Genomic DNA, 22,838 nt, shown 5'->3' with positions numbered 1-22,838 from the left:
AATATGTAAAGTGCTTTAACTTTGGCAACGGAAGCTATGACGAACTCCCCTGTAACTGAGCCATCCCCGCGTCAAGAGTCGATTCTGCGCTATACGGTGCTGGGTTCCCGTCGCCCTAGTAACTACTTTTGGGCAACAGCGGTCTCCATTGGTGGCTTGGGCTTCTTTTTGGCTGGTCTTTCTAGCTATTTGCACCGCAACCTACTGCCCATTGGGAACCCAATTGATTTGGTCTTTATTCCCCAAGGCATTGCCATTGGCTTTTATGGGGTGGCGGCGCTGCTGTTGGCAACGTATCTGTGGCTGGCGATCGCTTGGGATATTGGCGGTGGCTTTAACGAGTTCAACAAAGAAACGGGCGTTGTGCGCATTTTCCGCTGGGGTTTTCCGGGGAAGAATCGCCGCATTGAGGTCAGCTGCCCCATCAGCGATGTCCAATCCGTGAGAATTGTGATTAAAGAAGGGCTAAACCCGAAACGCGCCCTCTACCTTAAAATCAAAGGTCGCGGCGAAGTCCCCCTAACGCGCGTAGGTGCGCCCTTGCCGTTGGCAGAACTCGAAACCCAAGGCGCCACAATCGCCAGCTTTTTGGGTGTCCCCGTTGAGGGACTCTAGCTTTAGTCTTCGTGATCGTCAAAAGGATCCGCTAACTCCTTGGAAGGAGGGCCAAAGGAGAGGTAGATAGAGTAGCCGGTCACGCCAATGCAGATGGCAGCGAGAGCAATGCTAAGAACTGTTGCAGGTTCCATAGAAGCGTTCTCAATGGGAGCAAGATGTGCTTCTATAATATTACGAAACATTAAAACTCTGTTCATCTCGTTCAAAAAAGGGATTTATGGCACGACGGACTTGGCTAGGGGATCTCCTGCGCCCCTTGAACTCTGAATACGGTAAAGTTGCCCCCGGCTGGGGTACCACTCCCTTGATGGCGGTCTTTATGGGGCTGTTCCTTGTCTTTTTGCTGATTATTTTGCAAATCTACAACTCGACACTCATCCTCGATGGTGTTAACGTGAGTTGGAAAGCACTAGGATAACCCATGAACGTTTTTGGTATCGGTCTGCCGGAACTGATTGTGATTCTGGTGGTGGCGCTTTTAATCTTTGGCCCTAAAAAGCTGCCGGAAATTGGTCGCAGCCTTGGCAAAACCAAGCGTGCCTTTGAGGAAGCCTCCCGTGAATTCCAAGATGAAATGAAACGGCAGACCGCTGCCCTCGAACAGGAACAGCAGGCCAAGGCAGAATCGGAATCATCGCGGGAACCCTCTGCTTAGGTGGCATGGTTCTCCAACCCTGTGTGATTGTCGGCCTTGGGAATCCGGGGGCAGAGTATGCGACGACGCGCCACAATATTGGCTTTCGTGTCCTTGACGCCCTTGCCGATCGGTATAAGGTGCAGTTGACCCCGCAGCGGCGCTTCTTGGGAGAGGTGGCAGAGGTTCTGATTCATGGTCAAAAGGTACGCCTCCTCAAACCCACTACCTATATGAATAGTTCGGGGCAGTCTCTCCATGCCCTGCTGAATTTTTATAAGCTGCCCCTTGAGCGAACCCTTGTCGTCTATGATGATGCCGATTTGCCCTTGGGGCGGCTGCGCTTGCGCTTGAGTGGCTCGACGGGCGGACACAACGGCATTAAGTCAATTATTCAACACTGTCATTCGCAGCAGTTTCCCCGCCTCAAGGTGGGCATTGCCTTTGGCGATCGCCTGCAGCAACAAACCGGGCCGCGCAATGCTGTGCCCTTTGTTTTGGGACATTTTTCGGCTGCTGAACTCGCCATTTTACCTGCTGTGCTTGACCTTGCCGTGGATGCGATTGAATTAAGTATTCAGTCTGGGGTGGAGGCAGCGATGAACCACTTCAACGGCAAAAGCATTCCCCTACCGCAATCCTGAACCCCCCACTAGAAGTCTGAGGAAAAAGAAGATCTCAAGTTAGATTAAAAACAGGTGTTTTCGGCGCAGAATCATGGACATTGCTGAAAGTGTGCGCATGGCGATCGCCACCCTCAAGGCCAATCGACTGCGTAGTGGCCTGACGATGCTGGGGATAATTATTGGCAACGCAGCGGTGATTGCCATGGTCGGCGTGGGTCAGGGGGCACAGCGCTATGCCGCCAGTCAGTTTGAATCCCTTGGTCCGAATACGCTTTTTATTGTGCCGGGGACGCCCCAAGCCCGCAACCGCACGTTTAATGTGCCGCAAACCCTTGTCCTTGAGGATGCTAAGGCGATCGCCACCCAAGTGCCCACCGTTAAGGAAGTGGCACCCCAAATTCAAGTGCAACAACGGGTTACCTATCGAGGACGCAACACGAATGTGCTGATTGTGGGGACCACCCCCACCTTTCCTTCAGTGCGCAGTTTTACAGTGGCGCAGGGGCGCTTTATCTCCGATAAGGATGTGGAACGGCATCGCCGCGTCGTCATTTTAGGCTCGGATTTGGCGAGGAAGCTCTTTATTAACGAAAATCCTGTGGGTCAGCAGGTACGGATCAAGAATCTTTCCTTTGAAGTGATTGGCGTCATGGCCGAAAAGGGTGCTTTCCTTGGCAACAATCAGGATGAGGCCGCCTATATTCCCATTACGACGATGTCTTCCCGTATTGTGGGGCAGCGCTCCCCCTATGGGATTTCCCTAACCTTTATCTCGGTATCTGCCCGTGATGAACAGAGCATTGATGCGGCTAAGTTTCAGATTACCAACCTCCTGCGGCTGCGCCATCAAATTGTTGATGAGGACGATTTTACAATTCAAACCCAAAAGGAAGCTCTGCAAATCATTGGCAATATCAGCAATGCCTTGACCTTGATGTTGGCGGCGATCGCCGGCATTTCCCTGCTGGTGGGGGGGATTGGCATTATGAACATTATGCTGGTCTCGGTAACCGAACGCACCCAAGAAATTGGCCTGCGCAAGGCCATTGGTGCCACACAGCGGGATATACTGGCACAGTTTATGATTGAGGCGATGATCCTCTCGGCTCTCGGTGGCCTCATTGGCACGGGAGTGGGCGTAGGTGGTGTGATGCTAGTGGTGATGTTGACCCCCTTGGAGGCTGGGGTTGCTCCCGTTGCTGTGGCTCTTGCTGTGGGCGTTTCGGGCAGTATTGGCCTCTTCTTTGGGGTGGTTCCCGCTCAACGGGCGGCGCGGCTGGATCCGATTGTTGCCTTGCGCAGTGTCTAAAAGTACCCTTGGGAAATTACCGATGGAAACGACAACTCTAGACTGGATTGCTGGCGGCCTTGCGATCGCCATTGTCATTGGTGGCCTGTTGATGATGTTTACCAATCTTTGGACACGGCGATGACCTTGCGGCGAGGCTTGACCTACCTGCTGTTGGTGGCGATCGCGATCGTCATGCTGCTGCCTTTGGTGTGGCTCACCAGTACCGCCTTCAAGTCTGCCAATGAAGATATTTTTGCCTTTCCGCCCCGCTGGCTGCCGGCCGAACCAACCTGGGCGAATTTTGTCACGGTTTGGCAAACGAATCCCTTTGGCCAGTACCTGTTCAACAGCACACTGGTGGCAGTCTTAACGGTGGCCTGCAATCTCCTGACCTCGGCCTTAGCCGCCTATCCCTTGGCACGGCTGTCCTTTCGCGGACGTGAGGTGATCTTTACGGCCATTTTGGCCACGATCATGATTCCCTTTCAAATCACCATGATTCCCCTGTTTATTTTGGCGGTGCAGTTGGGGCTGCGGAATACCTATCTGGGAATGATTCTGCCGAGTTTGGCCTCTGCCTTTGGCATTTTTCTGTTGCGACAGGCCTTTATGGCGGTGCCCAAGGAACTAGAGGAAGCGGCTCGCCTCGATGGCTGCTCAGAATTGGGGCTGTGGTGGTTTGTGATGCTGCCGGCCATTCGCCCTGCCCTTGTTACCCTTGGCATTTTTGTGTTTATTGGTGCTTGGAGTGATTTTCTCTGGCCCCTGTTGGTCTTGGATCAGCCAGAACTTTATACCCTACCCATTGGCGTGGTGACTTTAGCGGGGACGTTTTCTTTGGATTGGCGACTCATTGCCGCTGGCTCGGTGATTTCAATTGTGCCTGTGTTCATTGTGTTTATTTTCTTGCAGCGATATATCATTCCCTCCCAAACCACTGCTGGCCTGAAGGGCTAGCTTCCTAGGCCGCGATAGCGAATTGGCTGGCGGTGGGCATATTGGTGAAAGAAGGTTTTAATTTCCGCTGCTCGGCCAAGGGCAATCAAGGTATCCCCCGGCCCTAGGGGCAAGGTTAAGGGGGGATGGGTCACCAAGGCACCGTTCTGATGGCGGACAGCAACAATAATAAAGCGGCCTCGGCCTTTCGCTTCCACATCGGCGATCGCGAGCCCCACCAGCGAGGACTCCAAGGGCAGGGTAAACTCCTCAATCTGAAGATCGAGCTGGCTGAGTAGCTCAATCAAGTGACTGCGCTCATCCTTTTCCTCAAGAAAATCCAAGACTGTCGGGCGAGTAATGAGCTGCACCATGCGTTGGGCACTGATACTCGAGGGCAAGACCACATGATCGGCACCGGCAAAACGCAGTTTGGACTCTGTGGCTGGCAATTCACCATAGGCCAAAATTTGTAAGTTGGGATTGAGGCGACGGGCAATCAGGGTGATAAAGACATTACTGGCATCATCGGCCAAAACCGCCACTACAGTGCGAGCGCGATCCACCCCCACCGCCAACAGCTCATTTTCATCCATGAGATCGTCACCGCGATAGAAAAGGTGCCCTGACTGCTGGGCAAGCCGTAGTCGCTGCCGCTGGTTGTCAATCACGACAAAGGGGATTTGGGCAGCAGCCAAGTTCATCGCTAAGGTGCGACCAAGGGGACCATAGCCGCAAATGATGACGTGATCCTTAAGGTCAGCGAGATGAGCGGGGGTTGTCATTGGGAGTGGCGGGAGCGGGCAGTATATTTGCGAATGAGCTTGGGGGTATCTTGAGCATGCCCCAATAGAATCAATGTATCGCCGACTTCCACAAGGGGATTGGCGCGGGTCGGGAATAATTGGCCATCACTTTTGCGCAGGCCAACAATAATAAATGCCCCTTGGCCGCGTACCTCAAGTCCTGTCAAGCGCGTACCCACGTAGGGGTAATCGGCAGTAATCTCCAGTTCCTCAAGGTGAGCATCAATGTGGCTCAAGAGGTCGTTGAGGGTCTCGCGATCGCCCGTTTGCTCAAGAAAGTCAATGCGTGGCCGCCGAATCAGGTTAGTCATTTGAATGGCACCAATTTTTGTCGGCAAGACTACGTGATCCGCTCCTGCCATACGTAGCTTTGCTTCTGTGCTTGCCAAATTCGCCCGCGCCACAATCAGCAGGCTCGGATTCAGGGAGCGCGCTGTCAGCGTAATAAAGACATTGATCGTGTCATTGGGCAGCACCGTCGCTAGGGCGATCGCCCGCTCGATCCCCACCACGCGCAGCGTTTCTTCCTCCGCCGCACTCCCCAAATAGGCCAAATAGCCCAACTGTATCGCTAGATCAATGCGCTGTTCATTGACATCCAAAATCACAAAGGGGGTTTTTAATGCCGATAATTCCTGAGCCATTACCTGACCAATGCGGCCAAAGCCACAGACAATGACATGGCGGTTGAGTTTGTTGATGTCGCGGCTCGCCCGCTGAATATCCAGTAGGCGTTTGATCTCCCCTTCGGTAAACAGTTGCACCACCGCACCGATGGTATAAACCGTTGCTGCACTGCCGGCCACAATGATCAGCATGTTAAAGAAGCGTTGCGCCGGCGTAATCAGGGGTCGCACTTCACTGTAGCCAATGCCAAAGACGGTGATCACGTACATGTAAAGGGCATCGAGCCAGTTCCAGCCAAAACTGGTGTAGCCCACCACCGCCACCAACATGATCAGAACAAAGAGGGTGATGCCAATAATAAAACGGTTGAGGGCAGGGGTCGCAGGTAACCGTCGCATGGCTTTAATACTTGCGCTCTTGGGGGGGAAACATGGTGATGGTGACGGGCAGATAGTCAATCCTCATGCCGTCGCTGTGGTAGGTGGCTAGGGTGTGGCGTAGGAAGTTGACATCATCCCGCTGCGGATAGTCTTCACGGAAGTGGGCACCACGACTCTCTTGGCGAGCAAGGGCGCTGCTCAAAATCACTTCCGCAACCACGAGGATATTTGCTAACTCAAACGCCTCTAACAGCTCTGTGTTCCAGTAGCGCTGGCGATCGTCGAGACGAATCCGCGCATAGGCTGCTTTCAGCCGCTGCAATTCTTCCAAACCCCTCTGCATCAGAGCCGCGGTGCGAAATACGCCACAGTATTGGGTCATACAATCTTGAACCTGCTGCCGTAGTTGGGCAATGCGTAAATCCCCCGCTTGACTAAAGAGGTGCTGAATCTGTTGCTCCGCTGCCTGTAGATAGGGCTGGGGGTCAAATTGGGGTTGGGGCAAGCTCGGTAAATCTTGGGCGATCGCCCCACCGGTACGGCGGCCATAGACCACACATTCTAGGAGGGAATTACTCCCCAAGCGATTGGCACCATGCACCGAGACACAGGCACATTCACCAGCGGCATAAAACCCGGTTACCAGTTCCGTGGCATTGGCACGCACCTGACCATTGACATTGACCGGAATCCCCCCCATTGAATAGTGCACCGTCGGACGTACAGGAATCGGCTCCATCACGGCATCTACCCCCGCCAAGCGATGGGCTTCCTCCCAACAGAAGGGAATGCGACTCATGATTGTTTCGCGACCCAAGTGGCGGACATCGAGATAAACAAAAGGCCCGCCGGCTGAGCCATCACTGTGGCTGCCGCGCCCTTCGCGAATTTCGATGGCGATCGCCCGCGAGGTAATATCACGGGGAGCCAGTTCCATGCGACTGGGGGCATAGCGTGCCATAAAGCGTTCCCCCTCGGCATTGACCAAATAAGCCCCTTCACCGCGCACCGCCTCAGAAATCAAAACCCCTGCTGGATACAACCCCGTGGGGTGAAATTGGACAAACTCCATATCCTCAAGGGGCAAGCCTGCCCGTGCCGTCATCGCTAAGCCATCCCCCGTGGAGGCAAAATCATTAGAGGTGGTATTAAAGACGCGACCATAGCCCCCTGTGGCAAAAAGAATGGCAGGTGCCCGCAGAATGTCCAGTTGACCCGTTTCAATGTGGTAGGCAACGACCCCCTTGGCCTGCTGATCCTCGACAATCAGCCGCAGCACATACCACTCACTAAAAAAGGTGATGTTGTATTTCAGGAGATTGCAGTAGAGTTCGTGGAGAATGGCATGACCGGTTTTGTCGGCTGCATAGCAAGTGCGCTGGTGCGTGTGACCACCAAAGGGACGTTGGGCAATGCGGCCATCGGGCAGGCGAGAGAAGAGCACCCCCAAATGCTCAAGGTCAATCACCACATCGGGCGCTTCTTGGGCAAGAATGGCGACGGCATCCTGATCCGCAAGAAAGTCTGACCCCTTGACGGTATCAAAGGCATGGCTTTCCCAAGAGTCTTCGCTGTCGACATTTTTCAGCGTAGCGGCAATGCCCCCTTGGGCAGCAACGGAATGGGAACGAATGGGATGGGTTTTGGACACAAGGGCAATCGGGGTCTCTGGGGCCAGGCGGCAAATTTCCAAAGCAGCACGACAGCCTGCTAAGCCACCACCGACAATCACAACGCCAAAGTCTTGCATCGTCCGTTTGTCCAGCATCTTTTCCTATACTAAGTTGGCGCTTAAGAGAGCGGCGGCGGCAGCAAAGATGAAACAAAGATAAAAACAGTAGCAAAATGATCTTGCGAGCCTCACGCTGAATCGTTAGAGTGGCAGTACAGTTCTTTTGGGGGCACAGCGGTTTCGATGCTTTTGTGCGTGTTCTCTCTCTGTGAAAAGGACTGTAATTTTATGGGAGGCAGCTGTCCTTGAGTGCATTTTTTCTTCACTATGGGGATTGTGGGGTGCGCCATTGGTGCGATCGCGATCGCGCAGCGGTCATGCACCTCATTGCTAATGTCCTCAGTGAGTTTGGCCTTTCTTGGCAACCCGAAGGCGCCGATGCCGATGTGGTTCACGTTGAAGATTACTACCACCGCCGGGGCGGACAATTTTGGGTGGTGGAGCGAGCCTCGGAAGTTGTGGGCACGATCGCCTTCTACCCCATTCAGCGGGGCGAAGCAGCTGTCGAAATTCGCAAAATGTATCTCCATCCCCGCGTACGCGGCCAAGGCCTAGGGACATTTCTCCTGCACCATCTGGAGGCAGCCATTGCAGCGGCCGGCTACCGCAAAATCTGGATTGAAACGGCCTCGATTATGACTACAGCCGTCCATTTGTACGAAAAGGCGGGCTATCAGCCGGCGACGGGTGTGGAAACGCAGCGTTGCGATCGCGTCTATGTCAAGGATCTAGTGCCCCATGGCATGGCTTCGATGGCTTCTGCCCCCTGCTAGTTTGATTGTCCTGGTGGTTTCACCTGCCGCCTTCGGTCTCTGCCGCCAAGACTTGGCTCGTGCCCTGCAACAGGAAATTCAAAATCCCCAATGGCAACGGGGTCAATGGGGCATGGTGGTGCGGGATTTAACCACGGGGGATCTTCTCTACGACTACCAAGGGGAAAAGCTCTTTCTGGTGGCCTCGAATGTCAAGCTAACGACAGTGGCTGCCGCCTTAGACTATTGGGGAGCTAATCATTTCTTTGAGACCACCCTCAGCGCGCGATCGCCCGACAGGACAACCCTGCGTCTTCAGGGCAGTTTTGACCCTAGTTTCAGCAGCCAAGACCTGCAACAAATGGCACTCCGCCTTAGCCAACAGGGCATTCGCCAGATTCCAATCTTGGAAATCGGCGGTGTAACTCCTGTGAGGATGGAACCCACATGGGCGATCGAAGACCTGACGATGGGCTATGCAGCGGTAGTGACGCGCTTTAGTCTCAATCAAAATGCCCTGAACCTAGAGGTCATACCACAACAGTTGGGGCAACCCTTAGCACTACGGCAGCCGCAGACTCATTTTCGAGTGGTCAATGAGACCCGCACCGTGACCCCCTCTGAGCCAGAATTTCTGGAAAGTGAGGTGCGCGGCCAGCAGATCATTGTGCGGGGTCAACTCCACATTGGCAGTGAACCAGCAAAACTGCGCATTCCCCTCAGTGAGCCGATCCCCTATCTTCAACAACAGGTGCAGCGGGCCTTTGCCCAAGCCGGTATTCAAGTGCAGCAAATTCGCCTTGTGGAAACAGCAGAGCCGTTACCCAATGTGTTGGTGCGCCATGCCTCACCCCCCCTAGAAGCGTTAATTTTGCCGGTTCTCCAAGAGAGTGACAATTTCTATGCAGAAATGCTCCTTGCGGCTCTGGAGGCAGCACAACCCGGCTATCGCCAACGCTATCTAGAGCGCATCGGTGTCCAAGCAGCGGTTTTAGTAGATGGTTCGGGACTCTCGCGGCAAAATTGGCTGACGCCCAATGGTTTAGTCACACTGCTGCAACATATAACGCAAACAAAGGATGCCTCGCTGTGGCGGCGATCGCTCCCCCTTGCCGGACGATCCGGCACCCTGCGACAGCGCTTTCGTGATACAGCGGCTCAGGATCGTGTCTGGGCGAAAACCGGCACATTGCGGGGGGTGGTTGCCCTAGCGGGCTACGTGGAACCGTTGCAGGATCGCCCTTTCGTCTTTAGTCTTGTGGTCAATCAAGGGGGGGAGGCCACGGCTCAACTCCGTGCTGGTTTGGATCGCATAGTTGTTTTGCTGGCGCAATCGCAGAACTGTCCTCACCGCCCATAGAAAAACCCCACATCCATTCAGTAGCTCGAACTACAGCCCGAGACAGGTTCAAAACTGCAAGAGCGGGAGAGGATCGCGTACCCGTCACGTGTCTCATATTCTAAAAAAGGGTTGTATTTATTGATTCTGCTAATACCAGCTCTTTGTAACATTGAGCTTAATAAATAGGTCTTAAACGAGGCAATTGTCTATCCTAAAACTGAAGTCATCCCAGTAGGAGACCTTCATGGCTCGCCCGCTCGTCCTCACAATTACAGAAAGCTCTGAAGAACTGCAGCGGCGCCTACAACATGAAACCAATGCCCGACAGCAGGAACGCTTGCAGATGCTCTACTGGCTGAAGCAAGGACTTGTCCACAGCTGCCCACAAATTGCCCAATTGCTCCATTGCAACGAGTCCAGCATTACTCGCTGGCTGAACGCCTATCGCCAAGGAGGACTTCAGCGGTTATTGGCAGTCAAGACGCCCCCGAAGCCGCCCGCATCATCCCCCCAACAGTGATGCCACAGTTGCAGAAACGCCTACAAGACCCCAGCGGGTTTGACAGTTACAAGGCTATTGTGCAGTTGCTGCGACAGGAGCATCAGCTTGAGGTCGCCTACCCGACGGTGCATCGCATTGTGCGCAATGTTGTGCCTGTGTTTGCCCCCGAGGTCAATCCCATGGAGCGGTTGTGGCAACATCTGCGAGCAGCATGAGCATGGCAGTCCTTCGAGACCCTAGAAGCCGTGCGTCAAAACCTGCAAGCTGTATTGTTACAACTGATGGCGGCAGTGATTCGTTCTTTGACGGGCTGGTTCATTCTCATTTAATCTACTTCCCCGAAGAGAAGCAAGAGTACCTTGAATATAGCCTCTCCCAGAGCGGATTGCAACCCCCTGTTCCGAGGGATCCCTTGCGAGGGGGGTGAAATTATTTTCTACAAGACCACTGAAAATACTCAAATCCTCTCCTAGAGAGACTCCGGTGGATTCCACGAGAGAATGGGCTTGCGGCAATTTGCTGAATCTGTCGGACGCGGCTCAAACCCTGTGCAAAGGGCTGTAGGTGACATTAAGGGAGGAATTAATTTCTTTTTAACCTTGATATATTTTGGGGCTGATAGAAAACGTTAATTTTCTTTGCAAGGTGTTGGGTTCTGTAGTCTGGATCGCATGGGTAAGGGAAAGCGAGAGGCTATGATGATTGTCAAATTGCTTCTGAGTTCGGGTTATGACACTGTACATCGGCAACCTCTCCTATGAGGCGACAGAAAACGATCTTCGCGAAGTTTTTGAAAAATATGGTGCTATTCGCCGGATTGTGTTGCCGGTGGATCGAGAAACAGGCAAACGGCGTGGCTTTGCTTTTGTCGAACTGGTGGATGAAACTCAGGAGGCCGCTGCCATTGATGATCTCGACGGTGCAACATGGCTAGGACGGGTGCTCAAGGTCAACAAGGCGAAGCCAAAACAAGCAGGGGGGCAGTCAAACCCTGCCTTCTAAGGGCATACTGGTAGGGAAGTGCTGTTCACTCTTCCTGCTATGCCTCGACGTTCGCCATCCCCACCGCGTCCGCGTCCCCAAACTCGTCGGCCTCCCCAGCCAGAATCGAAGTCACCAGTGAATACCCGCACTCTGGCGGTGTTGGGAGGGGTTTTTATTATTGGCGTTGGTGTGGGTGTCACCTTTAGCAAAACCACCACCCTCAATCCTGATAACGTGGCCTCAACGCAGTTTATTGATCAGGCGGCGCCCAATCCTGATATTTGCGTGCAATTTGGTGCGAGCGCGATCGCGGTGGATACGCGGATTTTTGTCACTTTTAACCCCTTTTCGGTCTTTGTTTCCCAACCGGTGATGCAACCGGGCTGTGTGCTGCGTGCCAATAACGTTGCCCTGCTAGAACAGCGACAACTCATTACCGGTGAGCAATTGCGCAGTTGTCGGCAGCGGCTGAATACCTTTGGCTATGTGGGCAACCTTGAAGCCAATCCTGAAATCAGCTGTGTTTATCAGAGCACAACAGATAAAAACCTCTTCCTCAAACTCTCAGGCTTGGGTAATGGTGCTGCGGGTGAAACCGGTAATTTCTAGGGCGCAACAATGAAGGCGAGGAAGTGGCCACGGCTGCGCTGGCGTGCAAGTCAGGGCATACAACGCTTGGGCACAGCCTTTCTCTTGGCGGGTCAAGTCACCTATCATTTGCTGCGGGGGCGGATTCCGCTGCGCAACTCGATCGAGCAAATGGCCTTGGTGGGGCCTGCCTCCCTCAGTGTTGCCCTAATTACAGCGGCCTTTGTGGGCATGGTGTTTACGATTCAGGTCGCCCGTGAATTTATTACCTTTGGTGCCACCTCTGCGGTGGGTGGGGTGCTGGCGATCGCCCTAGCGCGGGAACTGGGGCCGGTGCTGACAGCGGTGGTACTCGCCGGGCGAGTTGGCTCTGCCTTTGCGGCTGAAATTGGCACCATGAAAGTCACTGAGCAAATTGACGCCCTCTATATGCTGGGCACGGATCCGGTGGATTATCTGGTGGTGCCACGGTTTATTGCCTGTGTGTTGATGTTGCCGATTCTCAATATCTTGGCATTGGTAACAGGGCTGTGGGGTGGGCTAGTGATTGCCGATTATCTCTACGGCATTCCCCGTGGGGTCTATATTGAGTCCATTCAGAACTTTCTGCAAACTTGGGATCTGTGGAGTTCAATTATCAAGTCAGGCATTTTTGGCGGTGTGGTGGCCATCATTGGCTGCAATTGGGGCATTACAACTACAGGGGGCGCCAAGGGGGTCGGTCAATCCACTACGGCGGCTGTGGTGATCTCGCTATTGGCGATCTTTATTCTCAACTTTTTCCTGTCTTGGGCCCTCTTTGGCGGCAGCAGTAGCCTCGTACCCACGTTTTAGAGGGCTAGTCTGTGGAACTGCGGGTGGGGGAAGGTTGGCGGGTGGGCTGGCGCAATGATCAATTCTATGCCGCTCTGGTGGGCGCTGAGGATTGGGCCACGGAACTTACTGCAGTAGAATTCAAGGCATTTGTGGATTTATTTCGCCAACTCCACGGGCAGCTTTTGGCGATCGCCCCCGAATTGATGGCAGAGGAAATGATTACCCTCAGTGGCGGCAACGATGCTGTGCATTTGGAATTGGAGGGCTATCCCCATGCCTATAGCCTGCATCTGATTGTGTTGGGCGATCGCCGGGTTGAGGGGACATGGCCTGCCCCTGTGCCCCCAGACTTTCTCCTTGCCTGCTGTGAGTTGCAGCACAGGATTGCGGAGAGGCAAAGTTTAGAATAGAAGACATCCTTCTCGGTTGCGATCGCCCCTATGACCTCTGTCAAATCCTCGAAGGTCAGCCCCGCTTTGGCGGCACTGGTTAACACCATTAAGCAACTGCAACAGCAAGAGCAAATTGGCGGACTCATTGCTCCCTTGGTCAGTTTTGTCCAAGAAATCCTCGGCATGTCCTTTGCTTGGTTGGGACTATACAATGAAGCCGCCAAACAACTCATTGGCCAAGGGGGAACCACGCCCGTTGGCGATCATCCTTTTCTGAAGCAGAAACTGACCCTTGCCGCCGGTAGTCTTCTCGATCAGGTGTTGATCAACCGCAAGCCGATTAGTTTGCCCAGTCTCAAGGAGGAACCCCGCCTAGGCGAGTTACGAGAAGCCGCCACCCGTTTGGGCATTCAAGGCACGGCCATCTATCCCATTGTCCGCCATCGTCAACCCCTCGGCATTCTCATGATCGGTTCTACCACTTGGGGCGATACCCTGCGGGGCGATGATTTAGCGCACATGAGCTTACTGGTGAGTGCCCTTGGGGCGGAATTGGAACGCTTGACCGCGGCAAAACCAGCCCCTGAAACCAAGCAAGCGGCGGCGCCCACAATGACGAGTAATGATCCAGTGCGCCATCTCCTCCAAGAGGCCAGCCGTGCCCCTAGCTTGGGTCAACGCATTGAAGCCCTGTTGCTGGCAGTGCACCAATTCTGTCAACCTCAACGTACCAGCCTCTTTTGGCGAGATTTGGAGCAACCCCTCTATCGGCGGCGCAGTTACACCGTTGGTAAACCCCAGAGCCGCGAGAGCCAGCGGCAACCCTTAGCGATTACACAGCAGGAGTTAGCAGGTTGTTATACTGCCCTTGCCAGCGGCCAAACCGTGAGTGTCAGCGATAGTCAAAGTGTGGTCAGTGCTACCGCACCCTTACGGTTAATGCAAATGCTGAATTGCCGTGCCCTTGTGGCAACCCCGATTCTGGTGGGCACGGATGTCGTGGGCTTTCTCACATTCGAGCGCAGTGAGCCTTACCCTTGGAATGACAATGAAAAGAAACTTCTCCAAGTCACCGCAGAGCTATTGGCCTTGGCAGCCCCCACTGAACGCCTCGAGCACCTCCTAGCACAGACCCAGCAGGCCCAAAGCTTGGTGAGTGAGTTGGCGCAAGCGATTTGTGATGAGCAGGACTGGAAGCGGGTGCTCCAGCATGCGGGCGAAAGGTTAGCGGCAGATTTAGGGGTGCAGTGGGTCTTTTTGTTAAGCTACAACTCCCTGACCCAAGTCTTTGATGTCCTGTTTCAGTATCCGGCGCCCCGGGGGCGCGATCGCCATCCGCCCTTCCCGCCCTTACAAAAAATGGATTGGCAACTTCTGGAAACGGCAACCACAGCCATTGCCCTTGAGGACTGTAGCCATGAACTGCGCCTCTACTCTTGGAAAGAGGTTCTCGACAAGCTGCATATCCAGTCCCTTGTGGTAGCAACCACCACCCCCGGCCATTCTTTGGAAGCACTGCTGTTAGTGGGGCGCACTGAACCAACGGCTTGGGGCAAAAGTCAGCAAACCCTTGTACAGGAGGTGGCGCGTACCCTTGGCCTCATTAGCCATCAGTGGCAACTGCAAAACACCAATACGCAGCAGGAGCAAGTGCGATCGGCGATGCTGGCGGGGTTAACGGCACTGCAACGCACCCAAAACTTGGAGCGCATTGAACTGACGGGCTTACAGCAGCTCATGAACTTAATGCAGGTACCCCTTGTGGCCTTAGTCACCTGGCGACCCGGTCAGACAGTTGGCTCGATTGTCGCGCCGCCCCCTAGCCATCCCAAATTTGCGATTCGCAACGACGCGGAAATTGCCATCTATGAGGATCCGCTGATCCACAGTGCCCTGATGGCCTCCCAAGCCGATGTCACCAGTAATCCCTACACTTGGTTGATTCAAACCACAGCAGCAGAACTAGATCCGCGTACGCGGGAATGGCTCTCAGGGCCAGACATTGGTCAAATTTTGGCGATCGCCCTACGCACTGATCCCGAATACGAACCTTCAGGGGTTCTCATTGTCGCTGATCGTCGCGATCGCCAGTGGTCAACCTTGCACCTAGAGGCCTTCATTACCCTTGTCAACCATTTGGCTTGGGCACACCGCAGTACTTCCCTCATTCAAATGCTCACCCAAGGCTGGCAAACCCTTGAAACCCTCAACTGGTACAAGCACCGTCGCCTTGAACAGGTCTATGGTCAACTTGCGAGTCTCTGCCATCAGCTGATGCAATCGGTTCAGCAACACCCTGAGGCAGCTCCCCTGCTGCGGCGGTTGGGCACGCTCCTGCAAACCCAGTTGGAATCCCTCCATCCCCTCTTGAGCCATGAGGTATGGCAACTGGACAAAACGACTGACACAGCAGGCCTAGCGGTGCTCCTCAAGCGAGTGATGGATCGCATCGAAAATTGGAAGCAGCGCAAACAACTGTGGATTCAAGTTCACAATCAACCTGTCCTCACCCTCAATGGTGACATTAGCAAGCTGGAGTTAATCCTTTATGAGTTGTTGCTTTTTGCCTGCCAGCGATCGCCCTCCCAAGGCCGCATTGACATCTGGTGCCAACAAATTGAAGGCATGGGTCAGGGGGGCAAAATGCAGTCTTGGCTGGAACTGTCAATCACCGACAATGGGGAAATAGAGCCACAGTTACTCATTAAACTGCACCAACTCGAACATCTCGACTGGCTTGCTCCCTCCAGCCTTGATCAGCCCCCCGGACGACACCTCAAAGTCTGCTTTAACCTGTGTCAACGCCTAGGCTATAACCTCGATATGTATAAATTAGAGGATGGCCGCTTCCTGAGTCGTCTGCTCATTCCCCTGAATAGTGGCGACACGGGTACCTTTGAATTGCAATCCTCACAGCCGCGCCAATGACCCCAAGCACGATCGCCCTTCTTGGCCTCCCGAACACGGGTAAATCCACATTTTTCAATCGCATTGCCGCTGCCCGTGCCCATGTAGGCAACTGGCCGGGGATGACGGTGGACTTAGCAGAAGCCGAGATTTCCCTCAATGGTGAAATGGTTAAACTGGTGGATTTGCCGGGCATCTACGATCTGGCGGGGACGGCTGCCGATGAAACCCTTGTGCGTGAGTTTTTCCAACGGGTGCCGGTGCGGCTGGTGTTGGTGATTCTCAATGCCAGTCAGATTCAGCATCAATTGCGCTTAGCCCTGCAGGTGAAGTCTTGGGGACTACCAATGGTGGTGCTCCTGAATATGGCCGATGAAGCGCGGCAACTGGGGATTCAGATTGATACCGAGAAATTGAGCGATCGCCTTGGGGTGCCGGTGGTGGCCCTCAGTGCCAAATATGGTGGCGGCTATTGGGAGGCCTATGAAACAATTTGCCATGCCCTCAAAGAGGCACCCGTTCCCCAAGCCCCGCTCTTCAAGCCAACGTTGCCAGAAATTGAACCGGGGGCGATCGCGCCCCTATTGGCGGGCACCGTTACTTTCCCCAGTCGCACCGTTCGCAGACTAACAGAACAGTTGGATCACTGGTTGCTACACCCTTTGTGGGGACTGCCCCTCTTTTTTGCGGGGCTATACCTTGTCTTTCAAGTGGTATGGGTGCTAGGGCTGGGGGTTCAAGGCTGGCTCAGTGATGCGTTTGAGACCTTTCAGGGACAGGTGCTGGCGCCATTCCTGGCGCGGCTGCCCCCCTTGCTCAGCAGTTTGCTCATTGAGGGCATCTATGGCGGTATGACCACGGTGGCAGCGTTTGTGCCCTTAGTCACCATCTTCTTTATTGTGATGGCGATCGTTGAGGATAGTGGCTACCTTGCCCGTGCCGCCTACCTGATGGATGGCCTGATGGCACGCTTGGGTTTAGATGGACGCAGTTTCGTCCTCAGCTTGATGGGCTTTGGCTGCAATGTCCCCGCCCTGATGGCCACCCGCATTATTCGCTCGCCGGGGCTGCGGCTACTGACGATGCTGATCATTCCCTTTTCCCTCTGCTCAGCGCGGCTACAGGTGTTTGTCTTTCTCATTGCCTGTTTGTTTCCCCCGCAGTGGGGGGCAGTCGTCCTGCTGTCTCTCTATGGCTGGAGTCTTCTGGCGGCCTTGCTTACTGCCCTCTGTTTTCAGGGCTATTTCCCGAATACGGATCCCTTTTTGCTGGAGTTGCCCCCCTATCGCTGGCCGACGGGGCGACAGGTGATTCTGCGGGCCTGGGGCGAGGTGCGGCATTTTCTCTCGCGAGCCACGGGCTTCATTATGATAGGTGTCTTGGTGGTGTGGGCATTGACCCATTTACCCCTGAATGCAACGCCCTCAAGTCCAGAAACGTGGGCGGGTCAACTGGGGATAGCGCTACAGCCGCTTTTGGCACCGGTGGGCATTACACCTGCCCTAACGATCGCCCTGATTGTCGGCTTTGTGGCCAAGGAGATTGTGATTGGCGCGTTGGCGGTGATCTATCACCTTTCCGGTACCTCGTTACAGCAGGCGATCGCCCAAGATTTAACGCCCCTACAGGCCTACAGCTTTATGCTTTTTACTCTCCTGTACACCCCCTGCTTGAGCACCCTTGCCACCCTCTGGAGTGAATCGAAACGCGGGCAGTTTACGATTTTTGCGACCCTCTATGCCTTGGTGATGGCGTGGGTGGTGAGTGGCAGTGTCTATCAACTGGGGCACTGGTGGGGATGGGGCTAATGGCCACCCTTTGCGGCATTGGCGTAGGGCCGGGGGATCCTGAACTCATTACCCTCAAGGGTTGGCGACGCCTACAGCACGCAAGGGTGATTGCCTTTCCGGCGGGACTACAGGGACGGCGCGGCATTGCCGAGGAGATCATTTCCCCCTACAAAGACCCCCAGCAAATGTATCTGCCCCTCGAATTCCCCTATGTTCTTGCAGAAGATGTCTTAGAACAAGCATGGCAAAAGGCGGCAGAGCAAGTCTATGCCTATCTCGCTCAAGGCATTGATGTGGTCTTTGTCTCTGAGGGGGATGTCAGTTTCTACAGTACGTTTTCCTATCTGGCGGCAGCCGTCCAGAGCCTTGACCCCCATATTGCGATTGAAGTGATTCCGGGAATTTGCTCGCCTTTGGCCGCAGCGGCTAGCTTAGGGGTGCCCCTGACCTTGGGGAGCGATCGCCTAGCGATTTTGCCAGCAATGTACCACGGGGATGACCTCGAGCGGGTGTGGGCATGGGCGGAGGTGGTGGTTTTAATGAAGGTGCGATCGGTCTATGGCCACGTCTGGCATTGGCTCAAGGAACACCACCTCTTGGAACAGGCGGCAGTGGTGAGCTGGGCAACAACCCCTCAACAGCAAATCTACACCCCCCTGACGAACTATCCAGAGTTAACCCTGCCCTACTTTTCGCTGCTCATTGTTTGGCAGCGGCGCCCCATCTTGCAGAATTTCGCGAGTGCTGAAGTCAATCCTATGTACAACAGTACCCAATGATTCTTTATCGGTGCTACGGGGGTGGGCGTCTCCTCACGATAGATCAAGTGGTGTGAATTCTCTTAGCGTGTCTCTGTACCTTCATTTGCATTAGTAGCCGTTTGTTCCACTAAACGAAAGTGCGATATCGTTAAATAAGACTTAACAATCTAGCTTTGGTGTTCATGTCAATCCTAGATGTCCACTCAAATAGTCCTGTAACTGTTGGGCATGGTCGTGGGCGAGATCGGCTAAGGGGAGGTCACTGAGGGGAAAGGCTTGTACTGCACGCACTTCCTTGACATCCAAAACCTGCGGCTCACCGACAACGCGGGCAGCGATCGCGATACACACGGCATGAACACGGGGATCTCGCTTTGGGTCAGAGTAAACCCCCACTAAGCCTTCAAAGCTCTTGAGGCGCAATCCTGTTTCTTCCGCGAGTTCGCGAGCGCCGGTATCGAGAATCGTTTCTCCCCAATCCATCATGCCCCCCGGCAGCGACCATTGACCCGTATCGCGGCGTTGGATCAAAATCAGGCGATCGCCCGCTGTCAAGGCAATCACCGACACCGCCACAAAGGGATGCCGCCAAAATCGCTTTAGGAAAAAACGGACAACTCGCCAGAACCAATTCACGCTTGTAGCTGCTCCAGATCCGCCAGCACTTGCGCCACATGGGCATCGGGCTTCACCCGCCGATAAATAGCCGCAATTTTGCCCGTGGGATCGATGAGAAATGTATCCCGATAAACACCGAGATATTCCTTGCCCATGAACTTTTTCGGGCCATAGCTACCGTAGGCTTGGGCAACGCTGGTGTCCACATCGGCCAGCAGGCGAAAGGGCAAGTTAAGCTTTTGCTGAAATTTGGCGTGGGAGGCGACACTATCGGGGCTAATGCCTAGGATAACGACGTTGCGATCGCCCAAGGTGGCACTGACATCGCGGTAAGCACAGGCTTCTTTGGTGCAGCCGGGGGTATTGTCACGGGGATAAAAGTAGAGAATCACCCACTGACCTTGAAAGTCAGCCAAACGCACCCGCTTACCCGTAGCATCCGCCAGTTCAAAGGAAGGGGCGATCGCCCCAACGGTCAGGGACATTTCTGAGCAATTTCCAATGGTTGGCCATATCTATCTTCCCCCAGTTTGGCGCCTGCTGTGGTGGCCAAGGGGTGTAGCCTTTAGCCCTCAGAGATAAAGAGGCGAATGAACAGGTACAGCATGAGCTGGCGATAACGATAGAGCAGGAAGGCGATCGCCGGTGTCAGAACCACAAAAAAGCCGTAGAGGCCAACCACCGTTGCTAAATCAGTGTGCAGAAAATCGCGAGCCAAGCGAACAAAATCGTGATCAATGCCCCCTTTGCCCATCAGGTACATCTCTCGAAACACAGGATTAAACTGCAACTGCCAAGCAAAGCGCATATTAAAAAACACAATGAAAAACCCCACCATACCGTAGAGGGGACGTTCAATGGGATAGCGGCAGCCCCAACCACTGAGGGCACGGTAGAGAAAAATGACGGCAAAAATGAGTTCAAAGCCATGCCCCATCGCTACAAAGAGCATTTCATGGACTGGACTAAAGGCCACAAGGGTATAAAGCAGCGTAAAGACCCCAAGGCAAATAAGGGTCAGCCGATTGTGACGGTAGAAATAGGCTAGAGCCAGCAATCCCGTATAAATGAGCAGGACGATGCCGCCCGCGCGATCGCCATGGAGAGTGACGCCACCACCGTAGCGAAAATCAAAGGCGGGAACCGCTGGATAGCCAAAGAGCCACGCCATTACTGCATGACCCATTTCGTGGACAAGGGTAATCAGCGGACTGAGCAAAAACGTCACCTGCTCTGACGTAAGAAGAAGGAGTGATAGACCCAACCCCGCCGCGATCACTTGCCAATCTTTAGTGCTGAGGGGTTGGACAGGAATGCCAAACTCTTCCTTGCGAGGAGGAGAAGGGAGGGAGAGAGTCTGACGTAGATGCTCCCCCTTGGCAAGGCGTTGTAACTCATGGCGACTGGTGAGATCAAGCACCGCTTCCCAGAGTTCATGGCTGTCTTGGCAAGCCGTGATCAGGATGCTGCTGTGGGCATAGCTTGGCCAGTGGATCAGTTCGCGAGCGAGTAGTGTGAGCACAATTGCAGCCGGGACACTCGTTGGACACTGGAGGTGCAACAAGAGACATTCGCGCCGCTGGCTCGCTGTGACCCCTATCCCCTTGGGGGCAAGTGCCGCTTCTAGGAGGGCTTGAATGGCCTCGAGATCTCCTGTGGCAGCCGCTGGGCGCAGGGAGGAGTGGGTCATGATCTACTCCGATTCCAGTCGGCGTAACCATTCGCGATCGATGGCTTCCGATTGGGCGAGTTCCTGCTCCACTAAATCTTGATCGGAGCGATAGATGACATCCTGTTCACGGATTTGCCGCTGCTGGGCATAGGCTTGAGCTGCCCGTACTTTGGCACGCAACTGCGGTGTGGGATTGGCCAGAATATTGGCGTAGTGGTAGCGGCGGGCATTGCGATCGCGAATGCGTTGATTTTGCCACAGTAACCAGTAGTACCGCCCCAAGGGAATACCCAAAAAGCCAATACCATAGCCCAGCAAAATCCAAAAGATGGAGGCCACAAAGGCCACCAGCCCCCCCAGTTCTTGGGCGATTGCCCCATCTCCCAAGAGGTACCACAGCATCAGCGCCCCGATCAGATTGACACAGCCCAAGCCAATGGCCACCATAATTTGCCAAGCGGGTGCCCGACTAAAGCGCCAGAGCTGTTCTTCCAAGATGGGGGGAAGCGTCTGCCGTTGACCTTTGCGAGTTTGAGCCGTCGTTTGTAACTCAGGAAAGCGATAGATAATCTGCCCTGTCTCTGTGACTTCGGGGCGACCGTTAAAGTGGGTGAGCACCGGCAGCATATACCACTCATCATCCCCCGGATCTGTTTCTAAATCGAGATAGGGGGCAATTTGCTCTGCCGTGACTGCCCCGCCATTGTTGCGGATCACTTGGCCAATGAGTTGCCAGCGGCGTTCTTCGAGGTCGGCATTGGGATTGCCATCGCCAAAGAGGAAAGAATAGACCCCCTCAAAGAAGTTCATTTCCTCGTCATTGTCCTGTGACCGGGGGCGCGATCGCTGGGGAGAAGGATCGCCAAAGAAATACCAAAAGTCGGGAAAGACCCAAAAACTGATGCCACCGCCCCCCCAAGAGCCACCTTGGCCGCGATCCTCACCGTCTCGCCCTTGACTAGAAAGGGCAATCAAAATGATGGCGATCGCCAGAAAAATCAGAACTATCGAAACAATGAGAAAAATGCCAAAGGAAATGCGAATCAGATAGAAAACAACACCCCAAACCCGCTGCGCCACCGCCCGCAGTCGCAGTTGCCAGTATTTTGCTTGCAGGATACTGCGAAAATTTCTTGGGAAGACGTAGGCAATATCGCCACTTTCGGCCACTTGTAGCGTGCCGCCAACATCGGCAGCCAAGGCCATTAATCCTTTTTCAGCCGTTTGCAGTGGTAATCCCACCGTACCCGCCACATCCCCTGCGGTCACTCGGTACCCCAGTGTTTCTACAGCTTGCATTAGGCGGCGATCGACCGTCATGTTTGCCTCCCTCTTCGGCAAAAGGCCTCCTGTTCCACCCTAACGTTTTCCTACGGGTCTTGGCGAGACAAAAAAAGAACCCACCCCAAGGGCAGGTTCACAGCACGGATCAGTCTGAGACAGAGGGGCAATTAGCCCACCGCTTCAAAATACACTTTGGATTTGACAGGGTCAGGGTTCATCGTTTTGTCGCCGGGTTGCCAGCCAGCGGGGCAGACTTCGTCGGGGTGAGCTTGGACGTATTGAATCGCTTGTAGCACCCGCAGAGTCTCATCAACGCTGCGGCCAAAGGCCAAGTTATTGATCGTTGCGTGTTGGATAATCCCTTCTTTGTCAATGATGAAGAGACCGCGCAGTGCCACCCCTTCCTCGGTCAGCACGTTGTAGGCGGTGCTGATTTCTTTTTTCAGGTCAGACACGAGGGGATATTTGAGATCGCCCACACCACCAGCTTTGCGATCGGTTTGCGTCCACGCCAAGTGGGAGAACTGGCTATCCACAGACACGCCAAGGATTTCGGTGTTCAGTTTGGCGAATTCATCGTAGCGATCGCTAAAAGCGACAATTTCTGTGGGGCAAACAAACGTGAAATCCAAAGGATAGAAGAACAAAACAACGTACTTACCGCGATAGTCCGAGAGCTTGACGGTTTTGAACTCTTGGTCATAAACAGCAACCGCTTCAAAATCCGGGGCGGGCTGACCAACACGCAGACAGTCAGACATAGAAAACCTCGTACTCCTA

Annotated in this window: 26 protein-coding genes; 17 read left to right on the top strand and 9 right to left on the bottom strand. The window is 54.2% G+C overall.

Features of this window, described 5'->3' with window-relative positions; genetic code table 11:
• Positions 1–36: 36 nt before the first annotated feature.
• Positions 37–615: a photosystem I assembly protein Ycf4 gene (locus tag RHH81_RS03825; RefSeq protein ID WP_310743412.1), complete on the top strand. Its 579-nt coding sequence runs from the start codon at positions 37–39 to the stop codon at positions 613–615.
• A 2-nt stretch (positions 616–617) separates the two neighbouring features.
• On the opposite strand, the gene psbN is transcribed toward RHH81_RS03825, so the two are convergent.
• The gene (gene psbN, locus RHH81_RS03820; protein WP_206201138.1) at positions 618–749 is read right to left on the bottom strand and encodes a photosystem II reaction center protein PsbN; all 132 of its coding nucleotides are present in this window, start codon (positions 747–749) and stop codon (positions 618–620) included.
• Positions 750–835: 86 nt separating this feature from the next.
• Here psbN and psbH point away from each other — a divergent pair, with 86 nt between their 5' ends.
• The 5 genes from psbH to RHH81_RS03795 all read left to right on the top strand — a co-directional run bounded on the left by psbH (position 836) and on the right by RHH81_RS03795 (position 4,126).
• Complete coding sequence (gene psbH, locus RHH81_RS03815) at positions 836–1,036, top strand: photosystem II reaction center phosphoprotein PsbH (RefSeq protein ID WP_149820192.1); 201 nt, start codon at positions 836–838, stop codon at positions 1,034–1,036.
• Between the two features lie 3 nt (positions 1,037–1,039).
• Positions 1,040–1,273, top strand: coding sequence for a TatA/E family twin arginine-targeting protein translocase (locus RHH81_RS03810; protein ID WP_206201137.1), 234 nt, complete (start codon positions 1,040–1,042; stop codon positions 1,271–1,273).
• Between the two features lie 5 nt (positions 1,274–1,278).
• Positions 1,279–1,896: an aminoacyl-tRNA hydrolase gene (pth, locus tag RHH81_RS03805; RefSeq protein ID WP_310453356.1), complete on the top strand. Its 618-nt coding sequence runs from the start codon at positions 1,279–1,281 to the stop codon at positions 1,894–1,896.
• Between the two features lie 73 nt (positions 1,897–1,969).
• Complete coding sequence (locus tag RHH81_RS03800; protein ID WP_206201135.1) at positions 1,970–3,187, top strand: ABC transporter permease; 1,218 nt, start codon at positions 1,970–1,972, stop codon at positions 3,185–3,187.
• Positions 3,188–3,307: 120 nt separating this feature from the next.
• Positions 3,308–4,126: a carbohydrate ABC transporter permease gene (locus tag RHH81_RS03795; RefSeq protein ID WP_310743411.1), complete on the top strand. Its 819-nt coding sequence runs from the start codon at positions 3,308–3,310 to the stop codon at positions 4,124–4,126.
• Here RHH81_RS03795 and RHH81_RS03790 read toward each other — a convergent pair.
• Genes RHH81_RS03790 through RHH81_RS03780 form a run of 3 tightly spaced genes read right to left on the bottom strand, consistent with a single transcriptional unit; the run spans position 4,123 to position 7,668 of the window.
• Entirely contained in the window at positions 4,123–4,890 is a 768-nt protein-coding gene (locus tag RHH81_RS03790; protein ID WP_310743410.1) for an NAD-binding protein, read from the bottom strand. The genes RHH81_RS03795 and RHH81_RS03790 overlap by 4 nt on opposite strands.
• A complete protein-coding gene (locus RHH81_RS03785; RefSeq protein WP_302676762.1) occupies positions 4,887–5,936 on the bottom strand; it encodes a TrkA family potassium uptake protein in 1,050 nt (349 codons plus the stop codon). Before RHH81_RS03785 ends, RHH81_RS03790 begins: the two co-directional genes overlap by 4 nt.
• Positions 5,937–5,940: 4 nt before the next feature.
• Positions 5,941–7,668, bottom strand: a complete 1,728-nt coding sequence (locus RHH81_RS03780) for a succinate dehydrogenase/fumarate reductase flavoprotein subunit (RefSeq protein WP_310743542.1) — start codon at positions 7,666–7,668, stop codon at positions 5,941–5,943.
• A 299-nt stretch (positions 7,669–7,967) separates the two neighbouring features.
• Between RHH81_RS03780 and RHH81_RS03775 the strand changes: the two genes are divergently transcribed.
• The 11 genes from RHH81_RS03775 to RHH81_RS03725 all read left to right on the top strand — a co-directional run bounded on the left by RHH81_RS03775 (position 7,968) and on the right by RHH81_RS03725 (position 18,502).
• Positions 7,968–8,423, top strand: a complete 456-nt coding sequence (locus RHH81_RS03775; RefSeq protein WP_399378985.1) for a GNAT family N-acetyltransferase — start codon at positions 7,968–7,970, stop codon at positions 8,421–8,423.
• Complete coding sequence (gene dacB / locus RHH81_RS03770) at positions 8,389–9,762, top strand: D-alanyl-D-alanine carboxypeptidase/D-alanyl-D-alanine-endopeptidase (protein WP_310743408.1); 1,374 nt, start codon at positions 8,389–8,391, stop codon at positions 9,760–9,762. Before RHH81_RS03775 ends, dacB begins: the two co-directional genes overlap by 35 nt.
• Positions 9,763–9,988: 226 nt before the next feature.
• Positions 9,989–10,264 (top strand): helix-turn-helix domain-containing protein, encoded by a 276-nt coding sequence (locus RHH81_RS03765; protein ID WP_206201130.1) that lies wholly within the window; start codon positions 9,989–9,991, stop codon positions 10,262–10,264.
• Entirely contained in the window at positions 10,264–10,461 is a 198-nt protein-coding gene (locus RHH81_RS03760; RefSeq protein WP_206201129.1) for a hypothetical protein, read from the top strand. Before RHH81_RS03765 ends, RHH81_RS03760 begins: the two co-directional genes overlap by 1 nt.
• Positions 10,462–10,975: 514 nt before the next feature.
• Positions 10,976–11,248: an RNA-binding protein gene (locus RHH81_RS03755; protein WP_149820749.1), complete on the top strand. Its 273-nt coding sequence runs from the start codon at positions 10,976–10,978 to the stop codon at positions 11,246–11,248.
• 39 nt (positions 11,249–11,287) lie between these two features.
• The gene (locus RHH81_RS03750; RefSeq protein WP_206201128.1) at positions 11,288–11,839 is read left to right on the top strand and encodes a DUF3172 domain-containing protein; all 552 of its coding nucleotides are present in this window, start codon (positions 11,288–11,290) and stop codon (positions 11,837–11,839) included.
• Positions 11,840–11,848: 9 nt separating this feature from the next.
• Positions 11,849–12,652 (top strand): MlaE family lipid ABC transporter permease subunit, encoded by an 804-nt coding sequence (locus tag RHH81_RS03745; protein ID WP_206201127.1) that lies wholly within the window; start codon positions 11,849–11,851, stop codon positions 12,650–12,652.
• 11 nt (positions 12,653–12,663) lie between these two features.
• Entirely contained in the window at positions 12,664–13,044 is a 381-nt protein-coding gene (locus RHH81_RS03740) for a DUF1818 family protein (RefSeq protein ID WP_206201126.1), read from the top strand.
• 30 nt (positions 13,045–13,074) lie between these two features.
• The gene (locus tag RHH81_RS03735; RefSeq protein ID WP_206201125.1) at positions 13,075–15,954 is read left to right on the top strand and encodes a GAF domain-containing protein; all 2,880 of its coding nucleotides are present in this window, start codon (positions 13,075–13,077) and stop codon (positions 15,952–15,954) included.
• Positions 15,951–17,741, top strand: coding sequence for a ferrous iron transport protein B (gene feoB / locus RHH81_RS03730; RefSeq protein ID WP_206201124.1), 1,791 nt, complete (start codon positions 15,951–15,953; stop codon positions 17,739–17,741). Before RHH81_RS03735 ends, feoB begins: the two co-directional genes overlap by 4 nt.
• On the top strand, positions 17,732–18,502 hold the full coding sequence (locus RHH81_RS03725) for a precorrin-2 C(20)-methyltransferase (protein ID WP_206201601.1): 771 nt from the start codon (positions 17,732–17,734) through the stop codon (positions 18,500–18,502). The genes feoB and RHH81_RS03725 overlap by 10 nt, the downstream gene beginning before the upstream one ends.
• Positions 18,503–18,664: 162 nt before the next feature.
• Here the strand turns inward: RHH81_RS03725 and RHH81_RS03720 are convergent, their stop codons facing one another.
• From RHH81_RS03720 to RHH81_RS03700, 5 genes are all read right to left on the bottom strand, one after another.
• On the bottom strand, positions 18,665–19,120 hold the full coding sequence (locus tag RHH81_RS03720; protein WP_206201123.1) for an NUDIX domain-containing protein: 456 nt from the start codon (positions 19,118–19,120) through the stop codon (positions 18,665–18,667).
• On the bottom strand, positions 19,117–19,587 hold the full coding sequence (bcp, locus tag RHH81_RS03715; RefSeq protein ID WP_206201122.1) for a thioredoxin-dependent thiol peroxidase: 471 nt from the start codon (positions 19,585–19,587) through the stop codon (positions 19,117–19,119). Before bcp ends, RHH81_RS03720 begins: the two co-directional genes overlap by 4 nt.
• An 80-nt stretch (positions 19,588–19,667) precedes the next feature.
• A complete protein-coding gene (locus RHH81_RS03710) occupies positions 19,668–20,792 on the bottom strand; it encodes a hypothetical protein (RefSeq protein ID WP_310743406.1) in 1,125 nt (374 codons plus the stop codon).
• 3 nt (positions 20,793–20,795) lie between these two features.
• Positions 20,796–22,094, bottom strand: coding sequence for a hypothetical protein (locus RHH81_RS03705; RefSeq protein ID WP_206201120.1), 1,299 nt, complete (start codon positions 22,092–22,094; stop codon positions 20,796–20,798).
• A gap of 131 nt (positions 22,095–22,225) precedes the next feature.
• Positions 22,226–22,819: a peroxiredoxin gene (locus RHH81_RS03700; protein WP_149820771.1), complete on the bottom strand. Its 594-nt coding sequence runs from the start codon at positions 22,817–22,819 to the stop codon at positions 22,226–22,228.
• Positions 22,820–22,838 lie beyond the last annotated feature (19 nt).

Origin of the sequence: Thermosynechococcus sp. PKX95 (assembly GCF_031583295.1) — a bacterium.
Classification (GTDB): Bacteria; Cyanobacteriota; Cyanobacteriia; order Thermosynechococcales; family Thermosynechococcaceae; genus Thermosynechococcus.
This window is presented reverse-complemented; position numbering and strand designations above follow the sequence as displayed.

What these genes read in the sequence shown, in the direction of transcription:
- RHH81_RS03790 (WP_310743410.1), bottom strand. Translation starts at nt 4,890, where the DNA reads ATGACAACCCCCGCTCATCTCGCTGACCTTAAGGATCACGTCATCATT.
- RHH81_RS03755 (WP_149820749.1), top strand. Translation starts at nt 10,976, where the DNA reads ATGACACTGTACATCGGCAACCTCTCCTATGAGGCGACAGAAAACGAT.
- dacB (WP_310743408.1), top strand. Translation starts at nt 8,389, where the DNA reads ATGGCATGGCTTCGATGGCTTCTGCCCCCTGCTAGTTTGATTGTCCTG.
- RHH81_RS03760 (WP_206201129.1), top strand. Translation starts at nt 10,264, where the DNA reads ATGCCACAGTTGCAGAAACGCCTACAAGACCCCAGCGGGTTTGACAGT.
- RHH81_RS03825 (WP_310743412.1), top strand. Translation starts at nt 37, where the DNA reads ATGACGAACTCCCCTGTAACTGAGCCATCCCCGCGTCAAGAGTCGATT.
- psbH (WP_149820192.1), top strand. Translation starts at nt 836, where the DNA reads ATGGCACGACGGACTTGGCTAGGGGATCTCCTGCGCCCCTTGAACTCT.
- pth (WP_310453356.1), top strand. Translation starts at nt 1,279, where the DNA reads ATGGTTCTCCAACCCTGTGTGATTGTCGGCCTTGGGAATCCGGGGGCA.
- RHH81_RS03810 (WP_206201137.1), top strand. Translation starts at nt 1,040, where the DNA reads ATGAACGTTTTTGGTATCGGTCTGCCGGAACTGATTGTGATTCTGGTG.
- RHH81_RS03735 (WP_206201125.1), top strand. Translation starts at nt 13,075, where the DNA reads ATGACCTCTGTCAAATCCTCGAAGGTCAGCCCCGCTTTGGCGGCACTG.
- RHH81_RS03750 (WP_206201128.1), top strand. Translation starts at nt 11,288, where the DNA reads ATGCCTCGACGTTCGCCATCCCCACCGCGTCCGCGTCCCCAAACTCGT.
- feoB (WP_206201124.1), top strand. Translation starts at nt 15,951, where the DNA reads ATGACCCCAAGCACGATCGCCCTTCTTGGCCTCCCGAACACGGGTAAA.
- RHH81_RS03775 (WP_399378985.1), top strand. Translation starts at nt 7,968, where the DNA reads ATGCACCTCATTGCTAATGTCCTCAGTGAGTTTGGCCTTTCTTGGCAA.
- RHH81_RS03765 (WP_206201130.1), top strand. Translation starts at nt 9,989, where the DNA reads ATGGCTCGCCCGCTCGTCCTCACAATTACAGAAAGCTCTGAAGAACTG.
- RHH81_RS03705 (WP_206201120.1), bottom strand. Translation starts at nt 22,094, where the DNA reads ATGACGGTCGATCGCCGCCTAATGCAAGCTGTAGAAACACTGGGGTAC.
- RHH81_RS03785 (WP_302676762.1), bottom strand. Translation starts at nt 5,936, where the DNA reads ATGCGACGGTTACCTGCGACCCCTGCCCTCAACCGTTTTATTATTGGC.
- RHH81_RS03800 (WP_206201135.1), top strand. Translation starts at nt 1,970, where the DNA reads ATGGACATTGCTGAAAGTGTGCGCATGGCGATCGCCACCCTCAAGGCC.
- RHH81_RS03795 (WP_310743411.1), top strand. Translation starts at nt 3,308, where the DNA reads ATGACCTTGCGGCGAGGCTTGACCTACCTGCTGTTGGTGGCGATCGCG.
- RHH81_RS03700 (WP_149820771.1), bottom strand. Translation starts at nt 22,819, where the DNA reads ATGTCTGACTGTCTGCGTGTTGGTCAGCCCGCCCCGGATTTTGAAGCG.
- RHH81_RS03745 (WP_206201127.1), top strand. Translation starts at nt 11,849, where the DNA reads ATGAAGGCGAGGAAGTGGCCACGGCTGCGCTGGCGTGCAAGTCAGGGC.
- bcp (WP_206201122.1), bottom strand. Translation starts at nt 19,587, where the DNA reads ATGTCCCTGACCGTTGGGGCGATCGCCCCTTCCTTTGAACTGGCGGAT.
- psbN (WP_206201138.1), bottom strand. Translation starts at nt 749, where the DNA reads ATGGAACCTGCAACAGTTCTTAGCATTGCTCTCGCTGCCATCTGCATT.
- RHH81_RS03725 (WP_206201601.1), top strand. Translation starts at nt 17,732, where the DNA reads ATGGGGCTAATGGCCACCCTTTGCGGCATTGGCGTAGGGCCGGGGGAT.
- RHH81_RS03780 (WP_310743542.1), bottom strand. Translation starts at nt 7,668, where the DNA reads ATGCAAGACTTTGGCGTTGTGATTGTCGGTGGTGGCTTAGCAGGCTGT.
- RHH81_RS03710 (WP_310743406.1), bottom strand. Translation starts at nt 20,792, where the DNA reads ATGACCCACTCCTCCCTGCGCCCAGCGGCTGCCACAGGAGATCTCGAG.